Raw genomic sequence first — 24,928 nt, 5'->3', positions numbered from 1 at the left:
TGTCAGCCCTCACTTGTGAAGGCCTCATAATGCCCGCATCGCAGAAGTGTTAAGCGCGGATCATGGAACGCGCCGAGCACTGAACAGGCCCCAAGCGCTACACGTGCTGACAGTGAACTGTGCGAACGCGATGGCGAAAACAGAGGTGGTCTCCGAAAACGTCATCTCGACGGACGGTAGCGAAAGACTTGGGCCGTTGCTCGGAACGACGCCAGCAGCCGGAATGCAGGCTTCCGCAAAGTGGCCAGGAGCTCCATCCGGCGTCGCCGACACAAGCGATATCGACGCCGCAAGCCGAGTGATATTCGTGCTCGCGGCGAGAGCAAAGTTTATATGTAGGCGAATTTCCCACGTGCCTGGCGGAAGGGAAAGCGATGCCATATCGATGGGTGTTGCGGTTGTCAGTGCGAGCGGACTATCAAACGTCACCGCGCTATCTACATACTTCGTTCCGTATGGCGTGAATGACAGGCAACGCCAGTTTCCGGAACCTTCATGCCGGAAGATGCCGACAGATCCCGACATGACGGCGATGTTCGCGGCGCCTGGCAGGATCAGCGAGGTTGCATTGTGGGTCAACGTCATGTCGCCAGAGAACGCCACCGTCTTGAGCGCGCCGGCCGGGGCAGAAGACCCGAAAGAGGAAATCGTCGTTGTTCCCGAGATCGTAATCGACTGCGACGTGGTCGACCCAAGGTCTGTCGTCGTCGCACTCGCAATCGACGCCATAACTTCCTTGCGGTCGAGATAGCGCGGCTTGATGGCACTGTGGGCGCCGAGGCCGGCTCCTACTAAAAAATTATTTCCTTCGATGACATTGTGCGCGGCCGTGGTGATGTTGAGATCGTAGCCATCCACCGACGCAAACAGGCAGCCGTCTATAAGCACCAGTCCCTCAGCATCGACCCGCAGGCCGTCACCGCCGAGGTTAGGCGAGAACGTACAGGCGTTGAAGACGTGGTTTGTCACGTCTCCCGTCTCGATCAAGACCGGCGAAAAGAAAAAGCTGCCATTGTAGCGGTAGACGCCAGCCTCAGTGTCCGAATGTCGCACGATCAAGCTATAGGTATGGCCAGCATCAAAGTCGGCATTCCAGAAAAAAATCTCCCGGTTCTGCTCGGCCTTCAACGTTTCGTCGACAATGCAGGCCGCGTACATCGCACCAGAAACGTCGACGGCGTCGATATAGACGCCTCCGAATGCCCCACCGATGCGGATGCCGACCGCGTCGGTGTAGTTGGTCCCGAGCTGCCAGCCCTCCTTAAGGTGCATCAAGGCTTTTGGTCCAGCGCCGACCGTGCCTGACACCGACACGCCATCGCGCTGGCAATATGTCTCGTAGTCCTCATATCGGCAGATCTGGATGCCGTCGAAATAGATCCCGTGCCACAGCTTTCCGCTGCCGTGCTGACCATCCATATTGACGCGCTTGACGATCGAATTCGACAATCCCTTGAGCCGGAATGCGTAGCCGCCTGTCATCATCGTGTCCGATGACACGCTGAAATCTGAAAAGATGTTGTTGGTGTAGTTGCCGGAATTATCACCAAAGGTGATCAGATCAACATCGGTTGCGGCGCCATTATAGACCAGCACAGATGCGCCGCGGCCGGCGCCGACGATCTGAATATTATCCTTTCCTGCCCAGACCAACGGCGCGCTGAATGTGTAGCGGCCAGGCGACAGCCTGCCCACACGCAAGTCTGGACCGTCCGATCGAAGCGCCGCATACCATGCGTTAAGCGCCGCCATATCGGGATAAATGCCATTTCCGACCGCGCCGAACATGCGGGGATCGAGCACCGGTTCGGCGATTTGCCACCAGGCACCATCAGCAGATTGGACCTTGTCCAGCGTTGTCGGTTCGCTCGCGACTTTCTTGTACAGAGCGCCGCCCCAATCGCCGGGTGTGGCATAACCTGCGGTGCGTAGATAGGTCGCATTCTCCGCGATGAAGGCCGCGGTGACCCGTGCCGTATTCGGAAATTGCGCCGCATCAACCGAGAGCTGATCAACATCGGCGCGTAATGCCAGCAACTTGGCTTCGGCTTCGCTGGCGCGAATGTCGAGATCTTCCAGTGCATCGGCAACGGTGCCGCCAGGAGCTGGCGAGTTGTTGGCAATGCCGGAAGCGATCAGGTCGCCAGTCGCCCCACTGGCGACCATCGCGTCAATGTCGCGGCGCAATTCCTGTAGCTGTGCAACCTGGGTGTCGAGCTCCTTTTCGAGCGGTACCGAGCGCACCACGCCTCCCTGCGTCACATTGCTGGTACGCGATCCGAGCCTGGTGCCCTTGACCGACAGTATAGTTCCGGACGGCAGCGCCGCTGCCAGCGTGATGGTGAAATATGCAGGCCATCCCGTCGCCGGCGCGACCGGTGCCGCGCTGTACTGATCCTGTGAAATGAGCGCGAACGCCGTGCTGTTCGGGGCCATCTGGCGCAATTCAAGATCGCGCTCATCAAACAGGATGAAATCGAACGGGCCAAAAACGGTCTGCGCGCCGCTGGTGATCAGCGTCTGCTGGCGGGTGCCGCGGGGAATTTCAAAAATGGTGCTCATGTCCGCTAGAGTGCGGCAGGGCAGGGCATGTTAAGCGCGGGGGATAGTTTCCGCTCGGCGATTGCAGGCCTGACGGATTTCGTCAATATTGCGGCCACGAATGGGGGCTGGGATGAAAACGATCTGGTCGGCAACGCTGATGGCCGTCGCTGTTGCAGGATGCGCCGGGCGGGCGCCCGCTCCGGTTGCCGTGGTGCAGCCAACCGATCGCTATATGGATTGCTCGGCGATCCTGTCCGAGGTCGAGGCCAATAACGCCAAAGTGCAGCAGCTTGCCTCCGACAAGGGCCTCAAGGTCGCCCAGAATATCGCCGCCGGCGTTGCGGGGCTCGTTGTGCCGGTGCTGTGGTTCGGCATGGATTTTCAGGGCACCGCCGATACTGAGATCACCGCACTGCAAAACCGCCAGCAATATCTGGCGATGCTGGCCGAGCAGAAGCGGTGCGGAGCGCCGCCGCTGAAATAATCTCGTGGTGGCGAACCCTAGCGCGCCATCTGAGGCGCCCGGCTAGGGCTGGTGTTGCCGGGGCGCCACCAAAATTCCTGATGACTTTCCGACTGCAGCCGTTGCTCCTGCTGGCGGAAATTCTTGTGCGCCTCCGGGTCGGCCAGATATTGCAACTGATCCAGCATCACCCGCCGGTATGCGGTGCGCATATACCACAGCGACGACGCCACCGGCATATAGCGGCCCAGCGTATTGACGGCTTCGCGGCCGGCATGGGTGTCCTTGCCGCGCAGCAGCTCTTGCGCATTGCCGACCGTCAGCTTCATCAGATCGTTGGCGGCGCCCACGGTCGGCCCCGCTATGGTGGAGGCCAGCGACTGGTTTTGCCGGCTGGCATCGGCGAACATGAAATCCCCGAGCAGGCCGACGCCGCCGCCGGTCTGCAGCGCCTGCAGCCAGAACCGCGGATCGTCCATCGGCATCGGGTCCTTGCCGTTGATCACGTTCTTGATCTGCAGCGCCATGCCGCCACCCAGCGTTAGCGCCAGCGCCATCGATCCCGCATAGGCCGCGCCGCGCGCGCCGCTCTGGTGTAGTTCCTGTTGGATCGCCTGCAGCTGCAGCGTCGTGAACGACAGCGTGAAGGATTTGAACAGCAAGCCGCTTTCGACGATCTCCCCCCAGAACGAGCCCTTCGGCTGAGTGCCGACGAAGAAAGAGCGCGACCGCGCCGTTGAGGTCGGCACCGCGCGCTCGGTCTGCTGCAGGATGACTTCGAGATATTGTTCGGCAATCCGCCGCACGCCCGCCGCCGTCTGCGCGGCCGCCACAGCCTGATCGGTGCTGTCGATGCCGAGCAGCTGCTGCACCTTGGGCAGCGCCGGACCATCAGCTAGGCCGGCCACATCGATCGGCCGGATGAAGCCGGCGCCGCCCTCTGGCGCATGCGCCGGCGTGGCGCGGATCACATCCCATGCGGTGCGATCGATCCCATAACCTTCCAGCGCGCGTTTGAGATAGGGGTCGAGTGCGTCGAATATCCGGTCGGTGCGATCGGCGATCGCCGCCTGAAAATCCAGCGCGAAGACGTGCTTGCGCGCCTGCGTCATCGGCTCCAGACCGCTTAGCGCCAGGGTGCGTTCGGCCAGCCATTTCGACCATTCCGAGCCGCAGACCTGACCGGCAAAGCGGGCTTCGTCGCCAAGGATGTGCAGGAAATCGTCCATCACAATGCCGCTGCGCACCGCCTGTCGCTTGGTGCCTTCGGAAAACGTCTTGGTCAGGCCCCACAGCGCCTTGGTAATCGGCAGACCGCTGAGGTAGCGGGTCGAGGCGTCGACGAAGGGATCGGTCATCGCCGCGGTGATCGACGCCGAACCGAGCAGTGCCGAGGTCAGCAGGTTGCGGACATTGCCGAAGCCGATCGCCATATTGCCCGAAACCACGCTGCGGCCGCGGACGTATTGATAAACGCCATCGATCCGATACGGCAGATAGTCGATCTTGTCGCGGATGCTGTCAGCCGTCTTGCTTCCGGCGGCGTAGAGCGACGGCTTGCCGGCGATCGACTTGGCGGCTTCGACCTGCACGATTTGTTTCAACCATTCGACCGTCGCGTTCGGGTTCGGCCCGAATTGTTCCATCGCGGCGATGTCGCGCGCCATGCCGTTGATGTGTTCGAAGATCGCCTTCAGCGGATCGCCCTTGCCGAACTGCTCGTTATATTTCAGCCAGCCGTCGGCATCCTTGAAGTGCAGGAACCGATGCTCGGCCCGCTGCGACGCCAACATGCCCTTGCCGCCCTGCGGCGTGCGCAGCGCCTGGCGGTTCGACCAGCCATCCGTCGTCACCAGATCAAACGAGGCATCGAGCACCTGATCGAGTCGCGACGCGGTCAGTCTGTCGCCGGTCAGCGGATCTTTCATCCGTTCGGTATCGAGCAGCGGCCGGATGAAACCTTTCCACTGGTCACGGCCCGCATTGAGCAGCGCGCGAGGATCGTGAAACTGAGGCAGATAGCCGCCCTCGATCTTGCCGATCGCGCCGCCCGCGGCGTTGAAGCGCTGCCGTAGCGTCTCGAACACGCTTTGGATGGCATCCGCCATCGCCTTGGCTTCGGGCTTTCCGGAGGGCGACCCCAGCGCGTCACGTACCACATCATCCAGCATCGGCTTGTTGAAGCGGCGGCCGCTGATCGCCGATTTGCGGAACGTCTCCAGCACGTCGGCCAGCTCGCCATGGACCAGCGAGACGATCGCCTTCTGTCGGCCGGCCAGCGATGAGGTGCCGGCGAAGCCGTGGTTTTCGATCAGATTGAGCACTGCGCCGAACACGTCCGGACCGCCCTTGAGGTCGCGATAGCTCGCCACATATCCGGCCAGCCGATCCTGCACGGCATCCTGCAGCAACACCCGTCGTCGCCGCTCGAAGCCTTCGGCGCGCAGATCCTTTTCCAGCTTGATCTTGGCCGCTGCCGCGGCGCCGTCATCGCCCAGCGCCAGGCGCGCCTGCGCGAATTCGTCGTCGAACCGGCGCTGCAGCTCGGCCGCCTCATCCTTGGAAATCGCGCCTTGATCGACGGCGGACAACAGGCAATCGCGAAAGCTCATGTTCAGCCCTTACAGCTCGCCACCAGATCGGCATGTTCGGCGGATTTATCCGCTTCCGCAAGGGCGGCGTCGCGGCTGATGAACCGGGTGTCGCGGCCATCCGGGCGCTCCGATACCGCCAGAGCCTCGAACAGAGTGGCCGGCTTCCGCGCGGAGATCTCCGCATCGCTCGCCAGCAGCCGGTCCATCACGCCGCGAACGTCGTCGCTCAGTGGCGCGCGATCGGGACCGAGATCGCTCAGGCTGCGATAGATCGTCGTCAGCCAGGATTTGAACGCATCGAACGCCCGGGCCAGCGCGGAAGAGGGCGCCTTGCCCTCGCGCAGATATTCCTCGAAGCCGCGCGCCCATTGCTCGTGATGCTTCAATTCGATCTTTCCGGCATCGTCGATCCCGAACCATTGCAGCACCGCGTCGAGATCGCGGGCCAGCGCCGGGGCTTTTTCCGCGTCGCGCACCAGTTCGCCCAGCCACAGATGGCCGGCCTCGTGCATGAAGGTCGACTGGTCGGCGCGGGCGAACAGGTCGATGATCGCGCTGTTGTCGCGGAAGACGGTGATCTTGCCGCGCGCCGCCGCCGCGCCGGCAGCCTGTTGATAATCGGTCGGTTCCTGGCCGCGCAGATAGGCGGTGTGCTCGATGTTGCCGTTGAATTCGAAATAATCGTTGGCTTTCTTGACGCCAGGGAATGGCGCCTTTTTGCCATCGAGGTGCTTTGCCTCGAAATGCTTTTCGAAATCCGGGTAGCTGCCGAATTTGTAGGTTGCGTTCGGGTCGGGATCGATCGAGGTGCCGTGCGCCTCGTTCCAGGCGTTGACCTCGTCGCGCCATAGCTTGTCGCCGCTACGCCCGGCCAGCACGTCCTCATAGTCGAGATCGGGACCGTGGCGTTGCCACTCATTCCTCAGCACCGCCAGCTGCATCTCTTTTGACGACACGATTCGCGGCGTCCAGTCGGATTGCTGGAAGACCCCAACACCTTTAGCCGTGCCGGTCTCACCGCGCCGGATGGTCAGCCCGTCCGCAACATAGGCCTCCCAGGCCGAGGCTTCGCCCAATCGCTGCGCCCTTGTGGCATAGCGGGCGGCAAATACCGCCGCATTGGCGTCGATCTGGTCCGCCTGGATGCCGGCCGCCCGCAGCTGCGATGCCACATCCTCAAAGACCGCCTGGCGGCCTTGGTCCTGAATGGCCGTTTCCCGGGCCACAGAAGGCTCAGGAGAGGTTTTGGTCGATGCGGGCTCTGCCGTCCGACCGGTGCCGCCAAACAAATCTGGGCCATCCTGACGCTCGGTATTCGCCGTTTCCGCCGCCGCCAGGGCATCAGGGGTGCCAGGCTCAACCGTCAGCCGCGGTTTCAGCTCAGGATCGGCCAGCAGGCCGGCCAGGCCGTCGCGGTCGAGCAGGGCGCGGACGTCCTCGAGAAAGCCGTCAGCCGCCTTGCCGGGCTTCATGCCGTCCGCCATCTGGGCGGCGGCGCGGTTGAGCGCGTCCGACACCGGCCCGGTGCGGCGCGCCAGCCTGGTCAGCATGTCCTGCAGCTGGGCGGCGTCGCGGGCGCGCGCGTCGTTGCCCTCGCGGGCGAGCTGGTTGCCGGCGGCCTCGATCGCGTCCGCCTTGGCGGCCAGCGTCCCGAAAAGCTTCTTGTCGCGCGACAGGCCGACCAGTGCCGCGTCCAGTACCTTGACGCGCTCGCCCATCAGCGACCGCGTCGCCTCCGCGGCGCCGAACAGATTGATCTGTTCCTCGGCGCGGAACCCAGACGCCATGATTTCGCCGATCAGCAGCCGGGCCTCGCGCTCGGTTTCCGGCGCCAGCCGCGCCAGGTCGGCCACGACGCTGCCATGCTGCAGCCGGTCCGGAACCATGGCGCCGACCGCGGCCGCATAATTCGGCGGCACCACGCCGTTGATCGCCATCCCGAAGGCTTCATCGGACAGCCGAGACAGCGCGATGGCGTTTTTCATCATCGGCGATGACAGCGGCATCGAGCCATCGAGCAGGTCGGGCCGGTCGCGCAGGATGCGGGCGGCGTCGAGCGCATCGCCAGATCCTTCCTGCATGTTCTTTTTCGCCGCCATCGCGCGGACGTCTTCCGCGGTCCAGCCGTCGCGCTCGCGAAACAGGAAGCCGTCGAGCTTGATACTGGCATCGTCGGCGCCAAGCCGCTTGGCCAGGCCGAGACGCTGGTGACCGTCGGCGATCACCTGGCTGCCGTCGCGCCGCTCGAACACCAGCGTCTTGCCGCTGGCCAGAGGGTCATAGGTGCTGACGTTTTTCAGCCGGTCGGTGACGCCGGCGGCGTCGCCGCCGCCCTTGTACTGGAACGCCGCGGCATCGGTTGTCAGTTGCGCCGGGTCGAACCGCGCAAAGGTGACCGGCTTGCCGTCGATGGTGTGACGATCGCCGAGCCGGGCGGCGATCGTTTCGTCGACCACGGCAGCCTGATCGGCCGCGCGCGGCGGCGCCGCGGTCGGCAGGTCCGGAGGTGGATTGACGGCAGGATCTTCGGCATGGCGGATCGCCTGCGCGACAATTTCGTCATGCTGCTGCGGCGGGACATCGGCCGGGCGGTCAGCCGCCGCAGCCACGGCATGGGCCTGGTCGGCTTCGCCGGTCCTGATGCTGCGCGCCGTCTCATCGTCGAGTTTGACGCCAAGCCCTTGCGCGGCCAATGCGGCGTCGCCAGGGTTCGCCGTGCCGTCGGCCAACCGGCCGATCGCCGCCTTATGGGCGCCGGTCAGCACCCGCGCGCCTTCGATCGCTGCGCCGGGGATGGCGCCGAACAGGAACGCCAGTCCGACATTTTCCAGCGCCGGCACCACGCCGGATTTCTCGCCGATCGCGCGGCGCCAATCCTGCACCGCCGGCTGCGCGGCGGCCTGCAGGCCGGCATTGAACAGGCCCTGTTTCAAGGCTCCCATGCCGATCGCGCCAAGCGCGCTCCGCGCGGCGGACAGGCCGGGACCGATGAACAGCGAACCGACGAATAGCGGATCGCGCCGCGATCCCCACAATCCGCCGGCGATCGACGCCAGAAACGGCCCGACGCCGCCCGGCGCATGTTCTCCGTCATAGGCGGCGCCAGCCGAAATCGCCCTGGCCTGGTCCTCGAGCGATTGCCCGAAACTGAGCGCCGGCGCCTTGTCGGGGAAATTCTGCGCCGCTTCATCAATCTTTTCGGTAAAGATCGCGCGTTGTTGTTCTTGCACCGCCGCGGATCGGTTGTCGATCGTCTCGCCCCTGGCGCGCGCATCATCGACGCGCCGATTGGCGTCAATCAGATAGCCGCCGGAAAACGGGTTTTCCAACACCAGCCCGGTCTGCTCGCGCACGGTGCGGATGCGGTGATCGGCGGCCTCGGCCAGCGCGTTTTCCCTGGCGTTGATGGTGTCGACCAGCCGGGTCTGGCGTTCGGCGGCGGCCGCGGCCTTTGCCAGATCCGCCGCATAGGCTACTCCCATCGCGTCATCTTCGGCGATGGTGCGGCGCCCATAGGCGTCAAGCTTGTCACTGAGCGAACGCAGCACGGTAGCAAACCCGTCATCTCCCCCGGGCTCACCAAATGTCAGAGTGGTTTCGCGGGGCTCGGACAGAAACATCTATCGGCCCCCGAGCAACGCGCCGGACACCCGCGGCGCGATCCGCTGCAGCGCATCAAACGGCAGCACGAACGGCGCGCCGTCAGCACCGCGGATGTACTTCGGATCATCCGACGTCGGCTCGCCCATTGCAAAACGATAGCCACCACGCACCGCGATCGGGATCGCCGCCGCGATATCGCGCGCCGGATATGGCCTGCCGTCAGCCGTCAGCGGCGGTGTTGGCAAGGTTCTGAGATCATCATCACGGATCGCCCGAATGACATCTCGAAAAGCATCTGCCTTGATAGATGGCGGCACCGCAACCTTATAGCTCGTCCAATAGCCAGGCTTGTAACCAGCGACACCGCCATATTGCACGCCACCAACGAAGCTGGCGCCGGCCGCCTCTTGCAGCGCGCGTTTATAGATGGTTTCAGCTTCCGATCCGGTAGGGTCGACGCTCCCCGAGGCCAACCTTGTTCGGGCAATTGCATCAGCCATGCTGCGTATTCTGCCGGCGTCCTCTCCCTGCATCATGAATGCAGATCCAAAACTGTCACGCATTGCCTTGCTGCTGATCGTCGACGATATGCCCGGCAATTCCTTGCCGGTTTCAGCCTTGACCTTGGCGGCATTGAAGGCGTCGCGCGCGGCCGCCAGTGATCCGCCATTGGCAATGATGTTGCCGGCCTGTGCCAACAGCGGCGCATCACCGGAGATTTCACGCAAGATCGCCGGGGCGTCGTAATCGGCTCCCTTGACGATCGCCGCCGCCAATTCGAGCGCCTTCGGACCGCCACGGCTGACGATGTCTTTGAGCCGATCCTTCTCCTCGGGCCGCAGAAACTGCGGAGCACGAGACAGTTCAGCGCCGACCGCGCGGGCCTGAGCCGTGCGGTCTCGAAATTGTGCTGCGACGGCGCCAGCGGCGGCGGGATCGTTCGATGTTGCAAACCCCTGAAAATCGATCGGCGCGACCTGCTGGATCAACCGCTTTTGTTCTGCGAACCCGAGCTGATCAGTGTTGATCGCCGTCCGCTGTTTCGACAATTGCTTTTCGGCAAAATCAATGATGGCCGCGTCCGGCGCCGTGGCGCCGCCCTTGGCGGCTTCACTGCGCATGCCGGACACAAGCCGGCTGGCGTCGTCGATCGAGATCTTGCTCATCACCGTGGCGATCTTGGCCTTGGTCTCTCCGACCCGCAGCGCGACGGCGCCGGCCGGAGTTTTGGCAGCGTCCGATGTGGCGTAGCGGGTCCACTCGTCTGGCGGCGTCGGCAAGCCGCTGGCGACCCGCTCCACATAATCATCGATGTTTTTGGTCAATTGAGAGACGCCGCTGCCGATTTCGGTGCGGCGGGCATTCTGCAGCGCATGCAGGCCGGCATCGAGCGATTGATAGCCATCGCCGCTCAACCCATTGAATTCACCCTTGGCGAATTTGGCTTTGACGTTGGCGCGATAGGCCGCGATCTCCTCCGGCGTTTTCAGTGTTGAGGCCTGCGCGAGTGCTGCGTTTGTCAATCCGTCATCGCGGGACCTGATCTTTAGCTTTGCGCCGGCCTCCGCAGTGATCGCTTGCGATGAAATCCTGGCATCGATCAAACGGTCGGCGCGATCCAGTTCGATTGCGACGGTCTGCGCGGTCTGCGGATTGGTCGGATCGAGAGCAGAAATCCGCGCAATGGTCGTCTGCGTCGCCGACAGATTGTCGACGGTCGAGGCCCGCTCCTGATCCCGCTGCGCTTCTTCGAAATTCGATAGAGCCTTGTTCTGGTAGGGCATGCGCAGCCGGGCGAAGGAAGCCACGAAGTCCCCCTCGATTTCCGGAAACACATGCTTGGCACGGTAGTCCTGTTGCAGAGCGTCGAAGTTCTGTTTCAACTCGGCAGGATTATTCTTGGAGCCCTCGAAGGTCGCCTGCATATCGTTGCGCAGATTGGCGTCGAGATTGTTCAGATAGGTCTTGGTGGCGGCGCTATTGAACGCCTTGCCGCGCAGGGTCAACGCTCCATCGGGCCGATAATCCGACTGCAGTCCGGCGGTGTTTCCAGCAGCGGCGCCTTCAGCAATTGCCGCTTCGTCGGCAATTGCGCCAAACGTGTTGGCGATCCTGCCGCTAGCGGCTGACATTTCCGATTGGATTGAGCCATCAGGGCGCGCCACCGGGATCAGGCCCTCAGGCAGCAACCCGCGGAATTTCGGTTGATCGACGGCGCCGACACTGCGTCCGAATTTGTTCGGCATTATCCCCTCCGCGCCAACTTGGCGCCACCTTCGAGCGCAAGGGTTGCGGCCTTGCCGAGACCGCCCGCCGACGCCTGCTTTGCCATTGTCCGATAGTTGGCGGCGCGCTCGAATAATCGCGACCTGTTAAAACTTTCGGTGTTTTGGTCGACCGTCAGAGCCCGGCTGCCTTCAATCTGGGCCTGATCGCGGGCGATGGCCGGCGTTCCGAATGACAGGTCGACGCCCGATGCTGCGGCCGCCACATCGCGTTCGCCGATGGCGTCGACCAGCGCCGCCTTGATCGAGTTTCGGCGCTGCAAGCCCTGCACCTGTTCCAACCGCGCGCTCATCTCTGCGTCGCTGGCCTGCATGTTCAATGCCGCGGCCTGTTGCTGTCCGGCCTGATTGGCCATCAATACGGAGGCGACCGTGGCGCCGCCGGACAGAATGGACGCGGCTGTGGACAATCCGCCAAGGCTCGCGCCAAGGCCTGCGCTTGCGCCAAACACGCCAGGCCCGGCAGCGCCGCCGAGCACGATCGCGCCATTGGCAACCGTGCCGGCGCCCGCAAAGGTCGATCCGATCGCGCTCAAGGCCGCCGCTGCAAATTCCATCTCCTACCTCGTTGCTTCGATCGTGAGGCCGCGCCAGGCCAGCGTTCCCGGCTTGGTTTGGGTGATCTCGACCTGGCCGTCATCGGTGAAACCGGACAGGCCGGAAACGACAATGGTTCGGCTGATCGCGGCCTGCGGCGCGTCGATCTGATCTCCTGCACGGGCCAGGCCGACATTCTTTGCCGCAAAGCCATTTGCGCCAATCGCCACCGAGCTTGTGTCGACCAGATCGAGGCGCACGGTATGAACTCGCTTCGGCTTCTTCACGACGATGCGCTCGGCAACCTCCGAGGGCAGCGGCAGCGTGCGAGCTCGCGGCGGCGTCCAGCGGCCAACCAGCACATGGGTTGCAGCGACCGCCAGCGTGATGGCGCTATCCGCGACGGTAAACGGGCCGACGATATAGCCATCGGCCTGTGCCCACACTTCCGAGCCATCGTGCGGACCGAGGTTCGGAATGTGCGTCACCGCCTCATCGAAGGACTGCTCGATTGTGCCATCAAACAGCAGGCCGAGTTCCGCCCGTTCAAGATGCAATTGCGCGGCGCCGCCCACCTGGCGCTCGACGGCGAGATAGGTTTGGTTGGTTCCGTCAACGCAGACGGCCTTGACCTTGCCGTCGGTGGTCCAACGGGTAAAAGCCACGACGTCCTGATTGCGCAGCATGATGCCGAGCGTCGCCGTGCCGTCATTGCGTGGCATCCATAACCGTGCCGCGTCGGTCGCAGTGGATGCTTTCTGAATTGCCATATCGGCAATATCGCTGGCGATGTGCGATGCGAGCAGTGAGATCGGCTCGGAGATGTAGGCCTGAGAAACATCGTTATAGCTGGCGGAATAGATCAGCGCATTGTTGCGCGAGATATAGATCAGCTGACCGTCCGCATCGACAATCGGGATGCCTGGCGCGCTACCATTGCGCGACGTGTTCACGACGGTTGGCACCACCGCCCGCGACAATGCCCGATCGGCGACGAAGTATTCTGCATCGGAGGTGAAAAATAACAGGTGTCTTGATCGGGCGATGTGTTGGATGCGCTCGGCCCCGTCGGTGTCGAGATTGACCAGAATGCCGCCTGATGCCGCAACCTGTTCGGTGTTGAAGGTAAAATATTCGCCGGAAACGCTGGCCATCCAAGCGCCGCGCTTGGCTTTGAAGCCGCCGAGAATAAGCCGTTCCTGGTAGTAATTAGCGCAGGCCGGCCAGCCGCGACCGACACTGATAATCGGTTCGCCGCCCGGGCTTCCAAGCACCGAATGTACGGTCGTTGCGGCGGCGCTGTTGGTGTTGACGACCTGCGCCGTTACCGCAAAGCGATTACCGACATTACCGGCGCCGGTGAAGGATAGGTTCAGCGTTGCTGAACCGTCGACCGAGTGATCTTCGGTAAGGGTGATGCCGGGCTCGACGCTCGGGAGGGCCTCAATGAAAGCTTTTAACGCAGCAACGAATGATACCCAGTCAGGCCCGGTCGGCAGTCCAGCCGCCGATGTTTCCTCGCCATTGACCGATATCGAAAGGTAGATGCCGACACCAGATGCAAAATCGTCTTCGGTCGACTTTGGAAAACGAAGGTAGATCTGCCAGACATCAACGACCGCGTTGGTGTAAGTTCCGCCTAGATCGACCGACGGGATCGCAATCAACGGGATCGTGTCGGAGATCCATTCATTGTCGGCCCCGTTGCGCTTGATCCTCCGCGGGATGATATCCTCATGAAACGCCAAGACGGTGTCGAAACGCTGCTGGACGTCGAGCAGCGCCAGCTGACTTTGCACGATGCCTGTTGTCGCCATCCCTGAAAAGTTATTACCACGATAAAAATCAGTGACGCCGTTTGTATAGACAGAAACATAACTCTGATCGATTGCGAAGGTGAATGGCCGTAATTTGACGGCCGATAATGCATCTGTTTCGTAGGAGGCGACACAGCCTGTTGTCGCAAAGGAGATGGTGGCAGGCGGCGCTGAGATCATCCGCAGGCGCACCGCCCGGGCCTGAACCGTTGTTCGCGGTGGCATCGCCACGACCCGGTCGGCCCCCGTTGGATCGCAAGAGAACGCCGCGCCGAATGCATGCCAGTCCGTGCCATCGAACCGTTCAAATTGAAGAATTTGCCCGATCGTGATGGTCGATTGTAGCGACGCGCAGGTGATTGCCGAAATCAACGGCGCGCCGGAAAAATTGACCTGCACGATTACGACATTGCCGACCGTGTGGGGACCGAGGTTGGAGCTCGCCGATGCCGCGGCGATCGGCGCCAGCACGTTGCGGATGACCCCGATGTGGCGCGTGCGCGGCGCCAACCGCGAGCCACCTTGGGGAACCGGCTCTATATTTTCAGCGCGTGCCAGGCCAGCATAGAATTGCTTGATATCGGTGCGCCCATGCAATTCCGGTTTGAGCTCTCCGGCATTGTTCGAAGCCTGATAGGTACCGGGGCGCGCGACCATCAGAACCGCCCGTGCCAGGCGCCGCCATTGTGACGGGCCGAGGTGAGGGGATCGACTGAGAGCGGTGACGACACCGGCGCGCCGGCCAGATCCTTGCCCATGGCACGGCCGAGCAGGCCGCCGCGGCCGCCTTCGGAGGGCATGCCCTCGGCATCCGCCTGTAGCGCCTGCGCCAAGGTCTTGTCATGGGTCACCGGCACGCAAAGATCGGCCGCAATTGCCGTGGTGACGGCAAGGCGAAACAGCGGCGGCCAGATTGCCGGATCGGACCGCACTGTGAACGAGGCCCATATCGGCGCCCGGTCGGCATACAACACGCCGGCTTCGACGAAAAAATCGCGGAACGGGTCATCCGGCCGGCGTGGATCGGTCATCACCTTGCGCGGTTCCGACAGCCGCGTGCCCGGCATCTGGAAAGCGTATTTCCATCCGGTGATGAATTTTGACGCAGTCGCGTCATAGCCGTTTTCGGAGATCGCGGCCAATGCATCCAGCTTGAAGGTTTTGCTGGAGAAACTCCAATGGTGCAGCCCGAAAATTGCATCGACGCGATCGTAATAGACCGCCTTGACCTGCGCGGCCAGATCAGTGTCCTCATCCTCATCCATGAGGGCACCACCGCCAATCCGGGCAAGCGCATTGTTCATGATGTTGAGGTGGTTGATCGGCGTCGTCATGCATCCTCCGGAAGAAAGGCAGGGCGCGTGCGCCCTGCAGGTTGATGACGTCCGCCGCTGGCGAGGACACCGGAAACCGCGGCGGTTCCGATCGCGTTGGCGGTTACGCCACAGTCGCAGAGAACGGCGTCGCCTCGGTGCCGGTCGCGGCGCCGCTCGAGCGCACCGACCACAGGCCGGCCGCGACGTCCTGCAGCTCGATCCGCTGGCCCTTGATGCCGCCGGTTGTCGAACCGTTGAGCGTGATGGTGTCGCTGTCGGCCGCCGTCTCGAATGCTACGATGGTGTCGCCGCCATCCTGCGCTACGATCGCCAGGCCGGACATGATGTCCGTGGCATTAGCGACCTTGATGGTGGTCGAGTTCGAGGTGATCGTGGTGCCAACGAAAAACTCGTACTTGTCGCCGGTTCCGGTCGCGGCGGGCAGGACGATTGCCTGACCGGCCGCGGCGTTCAGCGTCACGAGACGGTCGGCATGCGCGCCGGCCGTCAGCGTCGCGCCGGCGGTCAGGTTGACGACGCCGCCGCCGCGGTCGCTGCGACCGACGACGGTATCGGCCGACGCCGAGCCCGGATCGGTGACGACGTAGTCCACCACAATCGGAGTATTCGACACGTCGAGCACGGCGCGAATGATCGTGCCCTTGTTCAGCCGGTCGCGCGTGTCGTTGAAATAGCCCGCGGCTTCGACCTGGGCGCGGGTGTGGGTGGTGCGGTAAAGGAACTCGTGGGTGATGTTGCGAACGCCGGCCGCCGACGGCGAGCCGACATTCTGCCGCGCCAGCGCATTGCGCGCGACCTCGGGATTTGCGGTGGTGAGAGGCATGATCGTTGATCCTTGATCTGTTGAGCGGAAGACGGACGCTGGCAGCGACGGCGCGGGCTACGCGCCGCCGTCAATCGTCAGCGGATCGTTGATCTTGATGCGCAGGCGCTTGACGCCCTCGGTCTGCAGCACCTTGGCGGCGCCCGACATCGTCGAGTTGTACAGCCACGCGGTGAACAGGTTCTCGTAGGTGATGTTGGTCTTGATCGCGTAGTTCGACCCGAAACCAACCGTCCGCTTGTTCCACAGATAGGTGTCGACCACGCCGGCGGACGGCGAGGTGAATGCCTCATCGGGGAGCTGGAAGAAGTGGACGCCATTCCACGTCTTGGCCTCAACGCCGTTCTTGAAGTTGAGGTCAGGGCCGGTGTAGTCGGAGTTGTTGAACACCTTGTAGAGCTTCAGCTGTTCCCAGCTCATCGACGGCACCGGCAGATAGAACTCGTTCATCTTCATCATGCCGAGCGCGTTGATCTCGGCCTTGCCGGTCGAGACGTCGATCGGCGAGATCGCCGCGGAGCCGTCGCCGATGGTGTCGATTGCGGTGTCTTCATTGTCCATTGCCTGCAGGATCACACGATCGAACTTGCGGCCAAGCGCCATCGAGCCGGCCTCCTGAATGGCCGACTTGAATTCAACGCTGATGCGCTCCACTTCGCCGTGACGAATGAATTCGGCGAACTGGTAGTCCTTCATCGTCACATCTTTGGTGGTCTTGTCGAGATTGGCCGGGGTGATCATTTCGATCGCCTGGCTCATCTCGGTCGCTTCGCCGCGACCGATGAAAAAGAACTGCAAGGTGTTTCCGACCACATTGACCGGCGCCTGCGTGGTGCCGCGCAGCAGGAAGCCTTCCGACTGCAGCAGGTGGTTCACTTTCTGATCGTACTGGATGGTATACCAGTTCGGGGCGTTGATGCTCATGGCGTAAATCCTGGATGAGGGTTTCAAGGTCATCCGCTGCCGGCCGATTGCCCCGTCGCCTGTCCGGTCCGGCCGGCACGCCATAAGACGGCCCCGAATTGCAGAAGGCGACCGGAGGTCCATCCCTCGCGGTCGCCTTCGAACATGCAGCCAGTGGAGCCGTGTTAAGCGCGGGGCTCGCGATTAGGCGCCGTATTGCGCCTGAAACAGCCGATCGGTTTCGGCTGCGAAGCCACGATCGAAGGTTGCGCTATTGGGGTTGTTGCGCGGATCGAGATTGCGCTGCTGCAACGCTTCGGCGCCCGCCGCAGATCCACCCGAGGCGCCGCCGAGCGCCGGCTTGGGTTCCGCGCTCTTGCCGCGCAGCCATTCGATGGCCTCGTGGGCGCGAGGATCTGACGCCAGCGAAGCGGCAAAAAACTCCGCGACAGGATCGGGAAACATCCCCTGCGCTTTGGCGCCGTCGACCCATGCGACGTTGCTGCTGACGCGCTTGGCGCCGGCCGCTTCCTTCGCTGCTTCGTCGAGATTGGCGGCATTGGGGCCTGCCATGGCGCGCAGCTGGGCCTTGGCGTCGATCGGCTGATCGACCAGTCCGCCATCAACGAAGTGTTCCAGCACGGCGGGCAGGAAGGCCTTGAACTGCTTGTCGGTAATGCCGGCTTTCAACGCCAGTTCGCGGGTGCTGTTGAACACGGGGTCCTTGTCGAGATTGCCGATAAACGGCTTGAGTTTGTCGGAAGCCTCGAACTGGTATTCCGCTGCCGTCTTCGGCACCACGCCGCGGTCGCCCTCGGTGCGGCGGAAGCCGTCGACTGCCCGGAACAGCTTGTCAATCGTCTCGCGCTCATCCTTGCCAACGTAGTGATCGGGCAGCCCTTCCGGCCGATACGGGCCGGAGGGCTGCCCGCTCGGGCCGCCAGAGGGACTTGGCGCCGGAGGGGGGGCGACCGGCGGCGGCGCGGCCGGCGGCGTGACGGGCGGTGCTGCGGGCGGCGACGCGGACGGCGCGTTCTCATCCAGAAGAAATCGCGGCGCGCCATAGGGCCGCTGCAGCGTCGAGATATGGCTAGCGCTTGCGGGCCACGCGCTTCGCGGGCGGTTTTGCAGGCTGGGGCTTGGACTGGCGGCGGCGCTTGGCTCTCGAGACATCGATCGTTCCCTCTCGGTTTGGCTGCTGCTCGCTTCGCCCCTCGGCGATCCATGCCAGCAGCAGGTAGACGGTAGCGGCCATGCCTTCGCGGAACTGGCCCATCGCAAGCACCTGATCCGACGGCATTCCCATTTGGGTGATAAAGGTCGCGCGCCGAAGTGTAACGTCGCACAAAGCCTCCATCAGTTCTTCGCCGTCGCCCTCGCCGAGCAGCCGGGCGGCGAGGTTGCGGATGCGCTCGTTCTGCTCGATCGCGGCGCGGGCGAAGGCCGGCATGTCCTTCGCGTTCGGCGCGTCGAACAGGCCTTCGAGGATGCTCTTGGCGTCGAGCGAAAGGCCGTCGAGCGGCTGCGCCTGGCGCGGCCCAAAATGGGCGGGATTGACGGCGGGTCCACTCATGCGGCGGCGGCTCCAGCTGGTTGTTGCTGGCCGCCGCCGGCCTGCGCGGCGGCGATCTGGGCGGCGGCGGCCGCCATTTGCTGTTCAAGGGCCTTCTGTTCGGCTGGCGTGCGGATCAGCGAGGCCGGCAATTGTTCTTCGCCGATCGCCCGCAGCGCGTCGTCGATCTTGACGATTAGGTCCGCAGCCATCGGCGAGCCCTTGACGGCGACAACCAGCTGAATGAATTCGATGATCCGGCTGTGCGCCGCCGCCTTCACGGCGCTGGCGATCGGCGACAGCACGTCGATCTTGACCAGCAGCGCGTCGATCTCGATATCAACGTCGATCAGCTTGCGGCGGTACAGGATCTCGATGACGCGGCGCACGATCACCGGCACAATCTCGTTGACCAGCCGGCCATAGGCGCCGAGATAGTTCTGCGAAATGCGCTTCATCCGCGCCATGACTTCCGAGGCGCTGATCGGCGTCGCGCCCTTGTCGGGCAGGCTGTCGTCGCCGAGCATCGCCTGCACCTGCATCCGCAGCTCCTGCATGACGAGCTGCGACACGTCGATGCGGCCGGCGGCGACGTCGAGGCGGGTGACATCCGGGCCGAGCACGCCGCCGGTCGCCTGCATCGGCCAGAACTCGCCGGGGCCGAGCCGCACCGTGTCCGGATTGAACGCGCCGCCGGGACGATAACCCCAGATGCCGAGCATCTGGATCGCCGCGGCCTTCAATGTCAGCTCGACGGCCTTATTCAACGTCTTGATCGTCGGCAGTGCGAGCAGGATCGGACCACGGCCATAGGGTTCGCCAGGCACGCGATGATAACGGCCAACCGCCATCGGCTGGGTGCGATAATCCTCCTCGGTGATCGGCACCTCTGACGATGTGAGGTAGGCACAGAAGATCCAGCGCTTGGCTTTGGGGTCAAAGATGAAATCCTGAGCGAGGTCCATTTCCTCATCAGGTGCGGAATTGTGCTGCCCCATGAAGTCGGCCGGAAAGGTGCCGTCAGGAAAAGCATCATAGATTGCCCGGCGCGTCAGCCGCGTTTGCCAGAATATCGCGTTGACCTTGCCATAGGCGTCGTTGTCCACTGCAATTTCGTCGAACGGGATGCAGATGAAGCGGACCGGGTTGTCGTCGTCGCCTTCCAGCGGAAATAACACGCCAGTTCCGACCAGGAGATCGAGGCAGGTTTCCGCCGACGCCATATCGAATTCGCCGGACTGGAAGAACGCCGAAACGACGCTGGTGATCTCCTCAAGCTTGGCGGCCATCGCCGCCTTGCCTTCCTTGTCGAGCCGCAGATTAGCAATCGGGCCGGGCGCGAGCTTGAAAAAACCGGGCGGAAACAGATCTTGATGTAACTGCCCCGCGGACTGAAATGCTGACTTGATCGCGGTCGCATCATAGACCCGCTCGACCCGCTGCGATCCCTTGCCGACTTTGGACGCCGGCTGGCGGTAGGGGATCGCAAATTCGTAGGCGTCGTTATACAACCCATCCCAGAACGCGCGGTTGGACCACGCCCGTTGCGCCCGCTTCTTGTGGCTGGCCAGGTCAATTCGCGGCGGGCTAGCCGCGGGCTGCTGACCAGATCTGTCAGCAGCCCGCACATCGGACGTCGTCGGCGGGGTATTGCGGGGTTTCTTCGCCACTGATCAGCCGCCAAGCGTGGACGACACGCCCTGTTCGCCGGTCGCGGCCAGCAACAACCGTCGCCCGCGCGGCACGCGCGTCACCTTGGCAAGCTGGCTTTGCTGTTCCTGATCTTGATTTTGCAAGGTTTCGGCCTGTTTCGCCAAAACCAGCGATTGTTCCTCGCTTTGCTTTTTCGCCGCGGATGTGTCCGGTCCGCTAAACAGGCTCTGCACGCCTTTGACGAATGCGTTCATCGAATGGTCCCTCGGCTTCCCAGCAATCAAAGCGACCGGCGGGTCCGACCAACCTCAACCCGCATAGCCGCGCCAGGCGAGCGCCGGGAAGGTGGCCGGACCGGACATGAGCCCTGATCCGAATGGATGCATCCTGCCCGAGCCGGGATCGTGTTAAGCGCGCGGTGCGTATGAAGGCCGTCAGATGGCGGGCGAGATCGGGTAGGCAGACGAAGACGAGCTCGCGCAGATCCTCGCCCGGTCGCTCCGGATCGATCGGGTAAAACAGCGCGGCGGCGATCAGCCGGTCGCCGGCATACCAGCCGATCGATTCCGACCGCGCCGCCTGCAACAGCACCGCAGCCGTGGATCGCGGCTTCATCGGCGTGGCCGCTTGATACAGGTCGACCACATCGACGAACGGGCAGGGCGTAACGGCGCGGATCATGACCCGTCACGTATCGTAAGCGCTAAAATTGCTGTTGACCCGCACCGCGCGGATCGGGATGACGTTGTCGCCCGGCCTTCCGGCGCGGGCGGCGTCGTTGATCACGCCGGCATGGCCGCGGAAACCGTAGCAGAGATATTGGCCGCCTTCGTGCACGTGGCTGAATTTGTTCTTGACGAAGGCCGTGGTATCGGCCGAGCCCTGCGCGTTCTTGCGGATGATGAAGCCGCCCTGGAAGCCACCCATCGTGACCTTCATGTGCGGCGAGTAGAGAAACCACGGCACGCCGTCGCTGTCGCAACGCTGGCGCAAAAACCAGGCGACGCTTTCCTGCCGCACGCTTGGCTCGTTGGTCACGGTCGGCAACATCTGGATGCCGATCGACTTGCCGACGATCTCCATGAACGACAATTCGCCGGCTAGCCGGTCGGCGCCGTGAAACGCTGATGGATCGCCCCATCCGGCGCGGATCGGCAGGCCGCGATAGTTCGCCTGCAACAGGTTGATCAGCATTTCGGCGAAGCGGCCGGCGCCGGTGCCGGGATCTGTCACCAGCTCGTCGATCCAGCGCATGTGGCCTTTCGGCGTGACCTGGCCGATGATCAGCGCGGGCGAGCCGCCGGCGTCGGCGCCGAGCACCAGCGGCAGATCGAGCGGCGCGAGCTTCTGCTTGGCGCAGTGGATGTCGTGATCGTATTCCTCGCCATAGACCAGCGCGCCGTCGCCCTGCACGCCGAATTGCGAGCGCACCAGCCGGCGCGCCTTGTCCTTTTTCAGCGTGCGGTCGAGCTTCTGGTAGTCCTCAAGCCGCGTGTACTTGCGGTTCTCGGCGTTCTCGGCGAGGCCTGACGGCTGCCAATAGAATTTGTAGCCGGCGCGGGGCGCCTCGACAAAGTCGGTGTAGACGTAGTTGGTGATGTTCGGCGGATTGAGATCGCCCCACACGCCGCCGGGAATATCCGCGTCCGGTTCGGCGAGCAGATGGCGGCCGGGATAGCGGCCCTGCGCGACGCGGGAATAGGCCATTTCCGGAACTTCCGGATCGAGCAGATCGGCCTCGACGCACCAGGCGAAATTGGCCTGATAGCCGCGCAGCAATTCTTCGGCGGTGTCCTTGGTGATACCGAAGCCGTCGAGGACGATCTGCAGGCTCTTGCCGGACGGCGTCGCAAAGCGCAGCACGTATTGAAACGGCCGATCCTGCCCGCCGCTGTAGCTGACGCCCGGCGAGCCCGGCTTGAAGAACTGATCGATCGACGGCTTGGCGGTGCGGTACAGCGCGCGGAAATTAGCATGCAGCACCATGCCGCGAACCCGGATCACGCCGTCGGCGCAGGCCGGCATCCGCATTGCGAACAGCAGGATCTTGAAGATCGAGCAGGTGGTCTTCGCCGAACCGATCGGCCCCATGATGTAGGCGATCTCATCCATCGCGAACATGTAGCTCTCACCGACCAACCCGGGCGGATCGAACATCATCGGATTGATCTCGGCGCCCGCCATCTGCGGCAGCGTGGTGCCGGGCGGCAGCTCGAATTCATTCGGGATCGACCAGTCGATCGGAGCGTCGGTCATCGCGCCCCCCCGATCCCGTATCCCACGCGCGGCCCAGGCCCGCGCCCTGCGCCTCCGTCGCCAGAACTTTTTCTCCGCGACAAGTGAGTGCTGGCAGACCGGCGGGTGTGAGGACCTGCCCCCCAGGGGGGGATGGGCGAATTGAATTTTAAGGGCCGCCGGGCGGCGCGGGCGCGGGCGAAGGCCCCCCGGGGGGTCGCGCGCGGCCAGGCGATCGGCGCGGCCGAGGCAGCGCGCGGCGCGGTCGCGCAGAGGTAAGTTCCGATTAACTGCGCGTGGCTGGATTGCTGTATGATATCAATCGGTTGCGTCATCGTGAGACTTTCCGTCGTGAGACACGCGGCCATCGATCTGGCTAAGCGATTGATCCATCTGCGTATTTGTTCGGGCCGCCAGCGCCTCCTCAAGGCTCACGCCTGGCGCATTGACCTGCACATTCGCGGTCGGCCGATAGTGGCCCATCACGATCATCGGCAGCGCGTCCTCGCCATTTTCGGTCACCGCCACCCGCTTCGCATGCCCGTAAGGCAGCGCATCGACGCGGCACGCGCGCTGGAACGCCAGCACGTCGCCAACCGTCATGCCAAGCTTGATCCCGGCGTCGCTGGCGATCTTTCGCAGCTCGCGGATCAGATCCAGCGTGTTCATCTGGCCGAGCGCGACCGAGGTGATCAGCGGATCGCCGTAGCGATTGACCGCAATCTGCCAGGTTTTGTTGGTGCGGACGTTCTGCGACCCTTCAGGTCTCCCCGGAGCCCGTGGCGCCACAGCTTGGATCGCGCCACCGAACAGCCCAGCGTCAGCATCAGGCAGGTCGGCGCGGCTCGAGGCGGCCGCGGATTTGCCACAGCCAGACCCGGCGTGTGTGCCCTCAACCGCGGCTTTAGCGGTCCTATCGGCTTCGCGGTCGGCGCTCATGAGCGGAAATCCCCATTGTTTATTGGCGTTTTCACGCAGATCGAGCTCACAGAACCGCGGCGGTTACACGGCTTTGCCGTTTGTAACCGTGCTGTAACCGCCAATTCGTCAATAATATCAATCATTTATATATGCCCGTTACAAAGTTACAAGGTTACAACACTCACCACACGCGCGCGCGCGCGCATGTGCGTATGATGCGTAACGCTGTAACCTTGTAATTTTTTGCGTAAGTGTTTGATTTTGCTGATATTTCACGGTTACAGCCCCTGTAACCCTGTGTAACCGCTGTAACCGCCGCGTTTGGCGTCTTCTCATGTCTGATCCTTCTCACATCGCCGCGCGTGTTAAGCGCGCAGCTAATTGGGTAAGGGGCGAGGGTAAGGCGGAACGCGGGCGCGAGGGTGCGGGTGGCGGGATAAAGCGCGTGAGCCATGGGTCAGACCTTAAGCGGTGGGTTAGAGGAGCTGGGGCCCCAACTACGTGGCACAGTGGAGAAAGATCCGTCCGAGGCCGGTTACGCTTCGGCTCGATGTTGCCACTTGGGATCGATTTCGATCAGCATCGGGATTGCCTCCACCGGGTCGCGGTTGATGTGGGTGACGTGTCTCGGTGAAATGTCCTCTAGGTGATCGCTGAATTCTCGACCTTTCCAACCCTCGGCGTCGCGCGTTTCGCGTGTTGGCTTGCCGATGATCCAATATCCCTCGCGGTACTCATAGATTGCTTCGCGTAGCCGCCCCATGCAGACCGTATAGGTCAGGAGGTCGCCGGGTCTTAGATACCTGTCGACCAGCGCAATATGTGCTTTATCTTCATCAGAGTGCTCTGTCTTTGTCATTAGTAGTTTCCTCTCTGAAGTAGAAATTACGGACACGCGCGGAGCGCGTGACATGCCGTCGCGCTGATCCGCGCAAGAGCGCGGGCGCGATCGGCAGCCAGTGCTTGTGGCTGGTGTCAATCACCTCACAGCATGCCAAGCGCTTGCATGTAGGTCTCGAGCACGGTTTCCTGTTCGGCCCGCTCGTTGGCGTCCTGCTTGCGCATCCTCACGACTGCGCGCAGGGCGGCGACGTCATAGCCGTTGCCTTTGGCCTCGCCATAGACCTCGCGGATGTCGTCAGAAATTGTCTTCTTTTTTTCCTCCAGCCGCTCGATGCGTTCGATAATCGCCCTCAGCTGATCTTTCGCAAATTGGGCTGTTGCGGTGTCGCTCATGGCTATTGCCCTCTCAAAGTCAGCGCCGATGCGCGGCGCGCGCTACGCGATCAGAAAACAACGTCAGCTTCGCATTCACCAGGCGCCAGCAGCGGATCAGGATGTGCCGCCGGCTCTAGTCCCTCATAGGCTTCTTTGTCGAATTCCATTTCCTCGGTGCCGTAGCCGAGCCGGCGCAGCAACTTTAGTTGTTGGTTAAGGTGCGGCGGGATCGCTTGTAGATGGTCCGGGTTGACGCATTTGCGGATCACCGCCACATCCAGCGCCCAGCGCGCGCACATGTGGTCGACGTCGTAGCCGGGCGGTATCGGCCCTTTGAAGGTCTCATACACGTAGCGGTGCACCGGCATTACCCGACGGGTGCCGGGTCGCAGAATGCGACCATAGGCGCCGCGACCCCACCAATTCCCCGAGCCATCGTCACC

20 protein-coding genes are annotated in these 24,928 nt (G+C 63.0%); 1 reads left to right on the top strand and 19 read right to left on the bottom strand.

Annotated features, from left to right (window positions below; translation table 11 throughout):
* Positions 1-60 precede the first annotated feature (60 nt).
* Positions 61-2,562, bottom strand: a complete 2,502-nt coding sequence (locus RBJ75_RS05950) for a right-handed parallel beta-helix repeat-containing protein (protein ID WP_044406313.1) — start codon at positions 2,560-2,562, stop codon at positions 61-63.
* 112 nt (positions 2,563-2,674) lie between these two features.
* Between RBJ75_RS05950 and RBJ75_RS05945 the strand changes: the two genes are divergently transcribed.
* Complete coding sequence (locus tag RBJ75_RS05945) at positions 2,675-3,028, top strand: hypothetical protein (protein WP_052628823.1); 354 nt, start codon at positions 2,675-2,677, stop codon at positions 3,026-3,028.
* Between the two features lie 17 nt (positions 3,029-3,045).
* Here RBJ75_RS05945 and RBJ75_RS05940 read toward each other — a convergent pair whose 3' ends face one another.
* The 18 genes from RBJ75_RS05940 to RBJ75_RS05855 form a co-directional block, all read right to left on the bottom strand.
* Positions 3,046-5,619 (bottom strand): hypothetical protein, encoded by a 2,574-nt coding sequence (locus RBJ75_RS05940; protein ID WP_044406308.1) that lies wholly within the window; start codon positions 5,617-5,619, stop codon positions 3,046-3,048.
* 2 nt (positions 5,620-5,621) lie between these two features.
* Positions 5,622-9,149 (bottom strand): hypothetical protein, encoded by a 3,528-nt coding sequence (locus RBJ75_RS05935; RefSeq protein WP_044406305.1) that lies wholly within the window; start codon positions 9,147-9,149, stop codon positions 5,622-5,624.
* 72 nt (positions 9,150-9,221) lie between these two features.
* Positions 9,222-11,129 (bottom strand): hypothetical protein, encoded by a 1,908-nt coding sequence (locus tag RBJ75_RS05930; protein WP_152647605.1) that lies wholly within the window; start codon positions 11,127-11,129, stop codon positions 9,222-9,224.
* Positions 11,130-11,449: 320 nt separating this feature from the next.
* On the bottom strand, positions 11,450-11,968 hold the full coding sequence (locus RBJ75_RS05925; RefSeq protein WP_152647604.1) for a hypothetical protein: 519 nt from the start codon (positions 11,966-11,968) through the stop codon (positions 11,450-11,452).
* An 81-nt stretch (positions 11,969-12,049) separates the two neighbouring features.
* Positions 12,050-14,500 carry a hypothetical protein gene (locus RBJ75_RS05920; protein WP_044406296.1) on the bottom strand — a complete coding sequence of 817 codons (2,451 nt, stop codon included), beginning with the start codon at positions 14,498-14,500 and terminating at the stop codon, positions 12,050-12,052.
* A complete protein-coding gene (locus tag RBJ75_RS05915) occupies positions 14,500-15,177 on the bottom strand; it encodes a hypothetical protein (RefSeq protein WP_044406293.1) in 678 nt (225 codons plus the stop codon). The genes RBJ75_RS05920 and RBJ75_RS05915 overlap by 1 nt, the downstream gene beginning before the upstream one ends.
* A gap of 103 nt (positions 15,178-15,280) precedes the next feature.
* Positions 15,281-16,003 carry a hypothetical protein gene (locus tag RBJ75_RS05910; protein WP_152647603.1) on the bottom strand — a complete coding sequence of 241 codons (723 nt, stop codon included), beginning with the start codon at positions 16,001-16,003 and terminating at the stop codon, positions 15,281-15,283.
* Between the two features lie 57 nt (positions 16,004-16,060).
* Positions 16,061-16,927 (bottom strand): phage capsid protein, encoded by an 867-nt coding sequence (locus RBJ75_RS05905; protein WP_044406290.1) that lies wholly within the window; start codon positions 16,925-16,927, stop codon positions 16,061-16,063.
* A gap of 183 nt (positions 16,928-17,110) precedes the next feature.
* Positions 17,111-18,079 carry a hypothetical protein gene (locus RBJ75_RS05900; protein ID WP_080900883.1) on the bottom strand — a complete coding sequence of 323 codons (969 nt, stop codon included), beginning with the start codon at positions 18,077-18,079 and terminating at the stop codon, positions 17,111-17,113.
* Positions 17,997-18,479, bottom strand: a complete 483-nt coding sequence (locus RBJ75_RS05895; RefSeq protein ID WP_044406285.1) for a hypothetical protein — start codon at positions 18,477-18,479, stop codon at positions 17,997-17,999. Before RBJ75_RS05895 ends, RBJ75_RS05900 begins: the two co-directional genes overlap by 83 nt.
* A complete protein-coding gene (locus RBJ75_RS05890) occupies positions 18,476-19,969 on the bottom strand; it encodes a portal protein (RefSeq protein WP_044406282.1) in 1,494 nt (497 codons plus the stop codon). The genes RBJ75_RS05895 and RBJ75_RS05890 overlap by 4 nt, the downstream gene beginning before the upstream one ends.
* Before the next feature lie 162 nt (positions 19,970-20,131).
* The gene (locus RBJ75_RS05885; protein WP_044406279.1) at positions 20,132-20,365 is read right to left on the bottom strand and encodes a hypothetical protein; all 234 of its coding nucleotides are present in this window, start codon (positions 20,363-20,365) and stop codon (positions 20,132-20,134) included.
* The gene (locus RBJ75_RS05880) at positions 20,328-20,792 is read right to left on the bottom strand and encodes a hypothetical protein (protein ID WP_044406276.1); all 465 of its coding nucleotides are present in this window, start codon (positions 20,790-20,792) and stop codon (positions 20,328-20,330) included. Before RBJ75_RS05880 ends, RBJ75_RS05885 begins: the two co-directional genes overlap by 38 nt.
* Before the next feature lie 6 nt (positions 20,793-20,798).
* On the bottom strand, positions 20,799-22,367 hold the full coding sequence (locus RBJ75_RS05875; RefSeq protein ID WP_044406273.1) for a hypothetical protein: 1,569 nt from the start codon (positions 22,365-22,367) through the stop codon (positions 20,799-20,801).
* A gap of 297 nt (positions 22,368-22,664) precedes the next feature.
* Positions 22,665-23,285, bottom strand: a complete 621-nt coding sequence (locus RBJ75_RS05870) for a hypothetical protein (RefSeq protein WP_044406270.1) — start codon at positions 23,283-23,285, stop codon at positions 22,665-22,667.
* A 517-nt stretch (positions 23,286-23,802) separates the two neighbouring features.
* The gene (locus RBJ75_RS05865; RefSeq protein WP_044406268.1) at positions 23,803-24,126 is read right to left on the bottom strand and encodes a hypothetical protein; all 324 of its coding nucleotides are present in this window, start codon (positions 24,124-24,126) and stop codon (positions 23,803-23,805) included.
* Between the two features lie 125 nt (positions 24,127-24,251).
* On the bottom strand, positions 24,252-24,503 hold the full coding sequence (locus tag RBJ75_RS05860; RefSeq protein WP_044406265.1) for a DUF2312 domain-containing protein: 252 nt from the start codon (positions 24,501-24,503) through the stop codon (positions 24,252-24,254).
* Between the two features lie 50 nt (positions 24,504-24,553).
* Entirely contained in the window at positions 24,554-24,847 is a 294-nt protein-coding gene (locus RBJ75_RS05855; RefSeq protein ID WP_160297908.1) for an HNH endonuclease, read from the bottom strand.
* Positions 24,848-24,928: the final 81 nt, after the last annotated feature.

This window comes from Rhodopseudomonas sp. BAL398 (assembly GCF_033001325.1).
In the GTDB taxonomy this organism is placed as follows: Bacteria; Pseudomonadota; Alphaproteobacteria; order Rhizobiales; family Xanthobacteraceae; genus JARJEH01.
This window is presented reverse-complemented; position numbering and strand designations above follow the sequence as displayed.

Bases quoted from the DNA above. Each gene is read 5' to 3' on its own strand.
- RBJ75_RS05895 (WP_044406285.1), bottom strand. From the start codon at position 18,479: ATGAGTGGACCCGCCGTCAATCCCGCCCATTTTGGGCCGCGCCAGGCG.
- RBJ75_RS05920 (WP_044406296.1), bottom strand. From the start codon at position 14,500: ATGGTCGCGCGCCCCGGTACCTATCAGGCTTCGAACAATGCCGGAGAG.
- RBJ75_RS05910 (WP_152647603.1), bottom strand. From the start codon at position 16,003: ATGCCTCTCACCACCGCAAATCCCGAGGTCGCGCGCAATGCGCTGGCG.
- RBJ75_RS05865 (WP_044406268.1), bottom strand. From the start codon at position 24,126: ATGACAAAGACAGAGCACTCTGATGAAGATAAAGCACATATTGCGCTG.
- RBJ75_RS05950 (WP_044406313.1), bottom strand. From the start codon at position 2,562: ATGAGCACCATTTTTGAAATTCCCCGCGGCACCCGCCAGCAGACGCTG.
- RBJ75_RS05875 (WP_044406273.1), bottom strand. From the start codon at position 22,367: ATGACCGACGCTCCGATCGACTGGTCGATCCCGAATGAATTCGAGCTG.
- RBJ75_RS05940 (WP_044406308.1), bottom strand. From the start codon at position 5,619: ATGAGCTTTCGCGATTGCCTGTTGTCCGCCGTCGATCAAGGCGCGATT.
- RBJ75_RS05905 (WP_044406290.1), bottom strand. From the start codon at position 16,927: ATGAGCATCAACGCCCCGAACTGGTATACCATCCAGTACGATCAGAAA.
- RBJ75_RS05870 (WP_044406270.1), bottom strand. From the start codon at position 23,285: ATGAGCGCCGACCGCGAAGCCGATAGGACCGCTAAAGCCGCGGTTGAG.
- RBJ75_RS05945 (WP_052628823.1), top strand. From the start codon at position 2,675: ATGAAAACGATCTGGTCGGCAACGCTGATGGCCGTCGCTGTTGCAGGA.
- RBJ75_RS05885 (WP_044406279.1), bottom strand. From the start codon at position 20,365: ATGAACGCATTCGTCAAAGGCGTGCAGAGCCTGTTTAGCGGACCGGAC.
- RBJ75_RS05860 (WP_044406265.1), bottom strand. From the start codon at position 24,503: ATGAGCGACACCGCAACAGCCCAATTTGCGAAAGATCAGCTGAGGGCG.
- RBJ75_RS05930 (WP_152647605.1), bottom strand. From the start codon at position 11,129: ATGCAGGCGACCTTCGAGGGCTCCAAGAATAATCCTGCCGAGTTGAAA.
- RBJ75_RS05880 (WP_044406276.1), bottom strand. From the start codon at position 20,792: ATGATCCGCGCCGTTACGCCCTGCCCGTTCGTCGATGTGGTCGACCTG.
- RBJ75_RS05915 (WP_044406293.1), bottom strand. From the start codon at position 15,177: ATGACGACGCCGATCAACCACCTCAACATCATGAACAATGCGCTTGCC.
- RBJ75_RS05900 (WP_080900883.1), bottom strand. From the start codon at position 18,079: ATGTCTCGAGAGCCAAGCGCCGCCGCCAGTCCAAGCCCCAGCCTGCAA.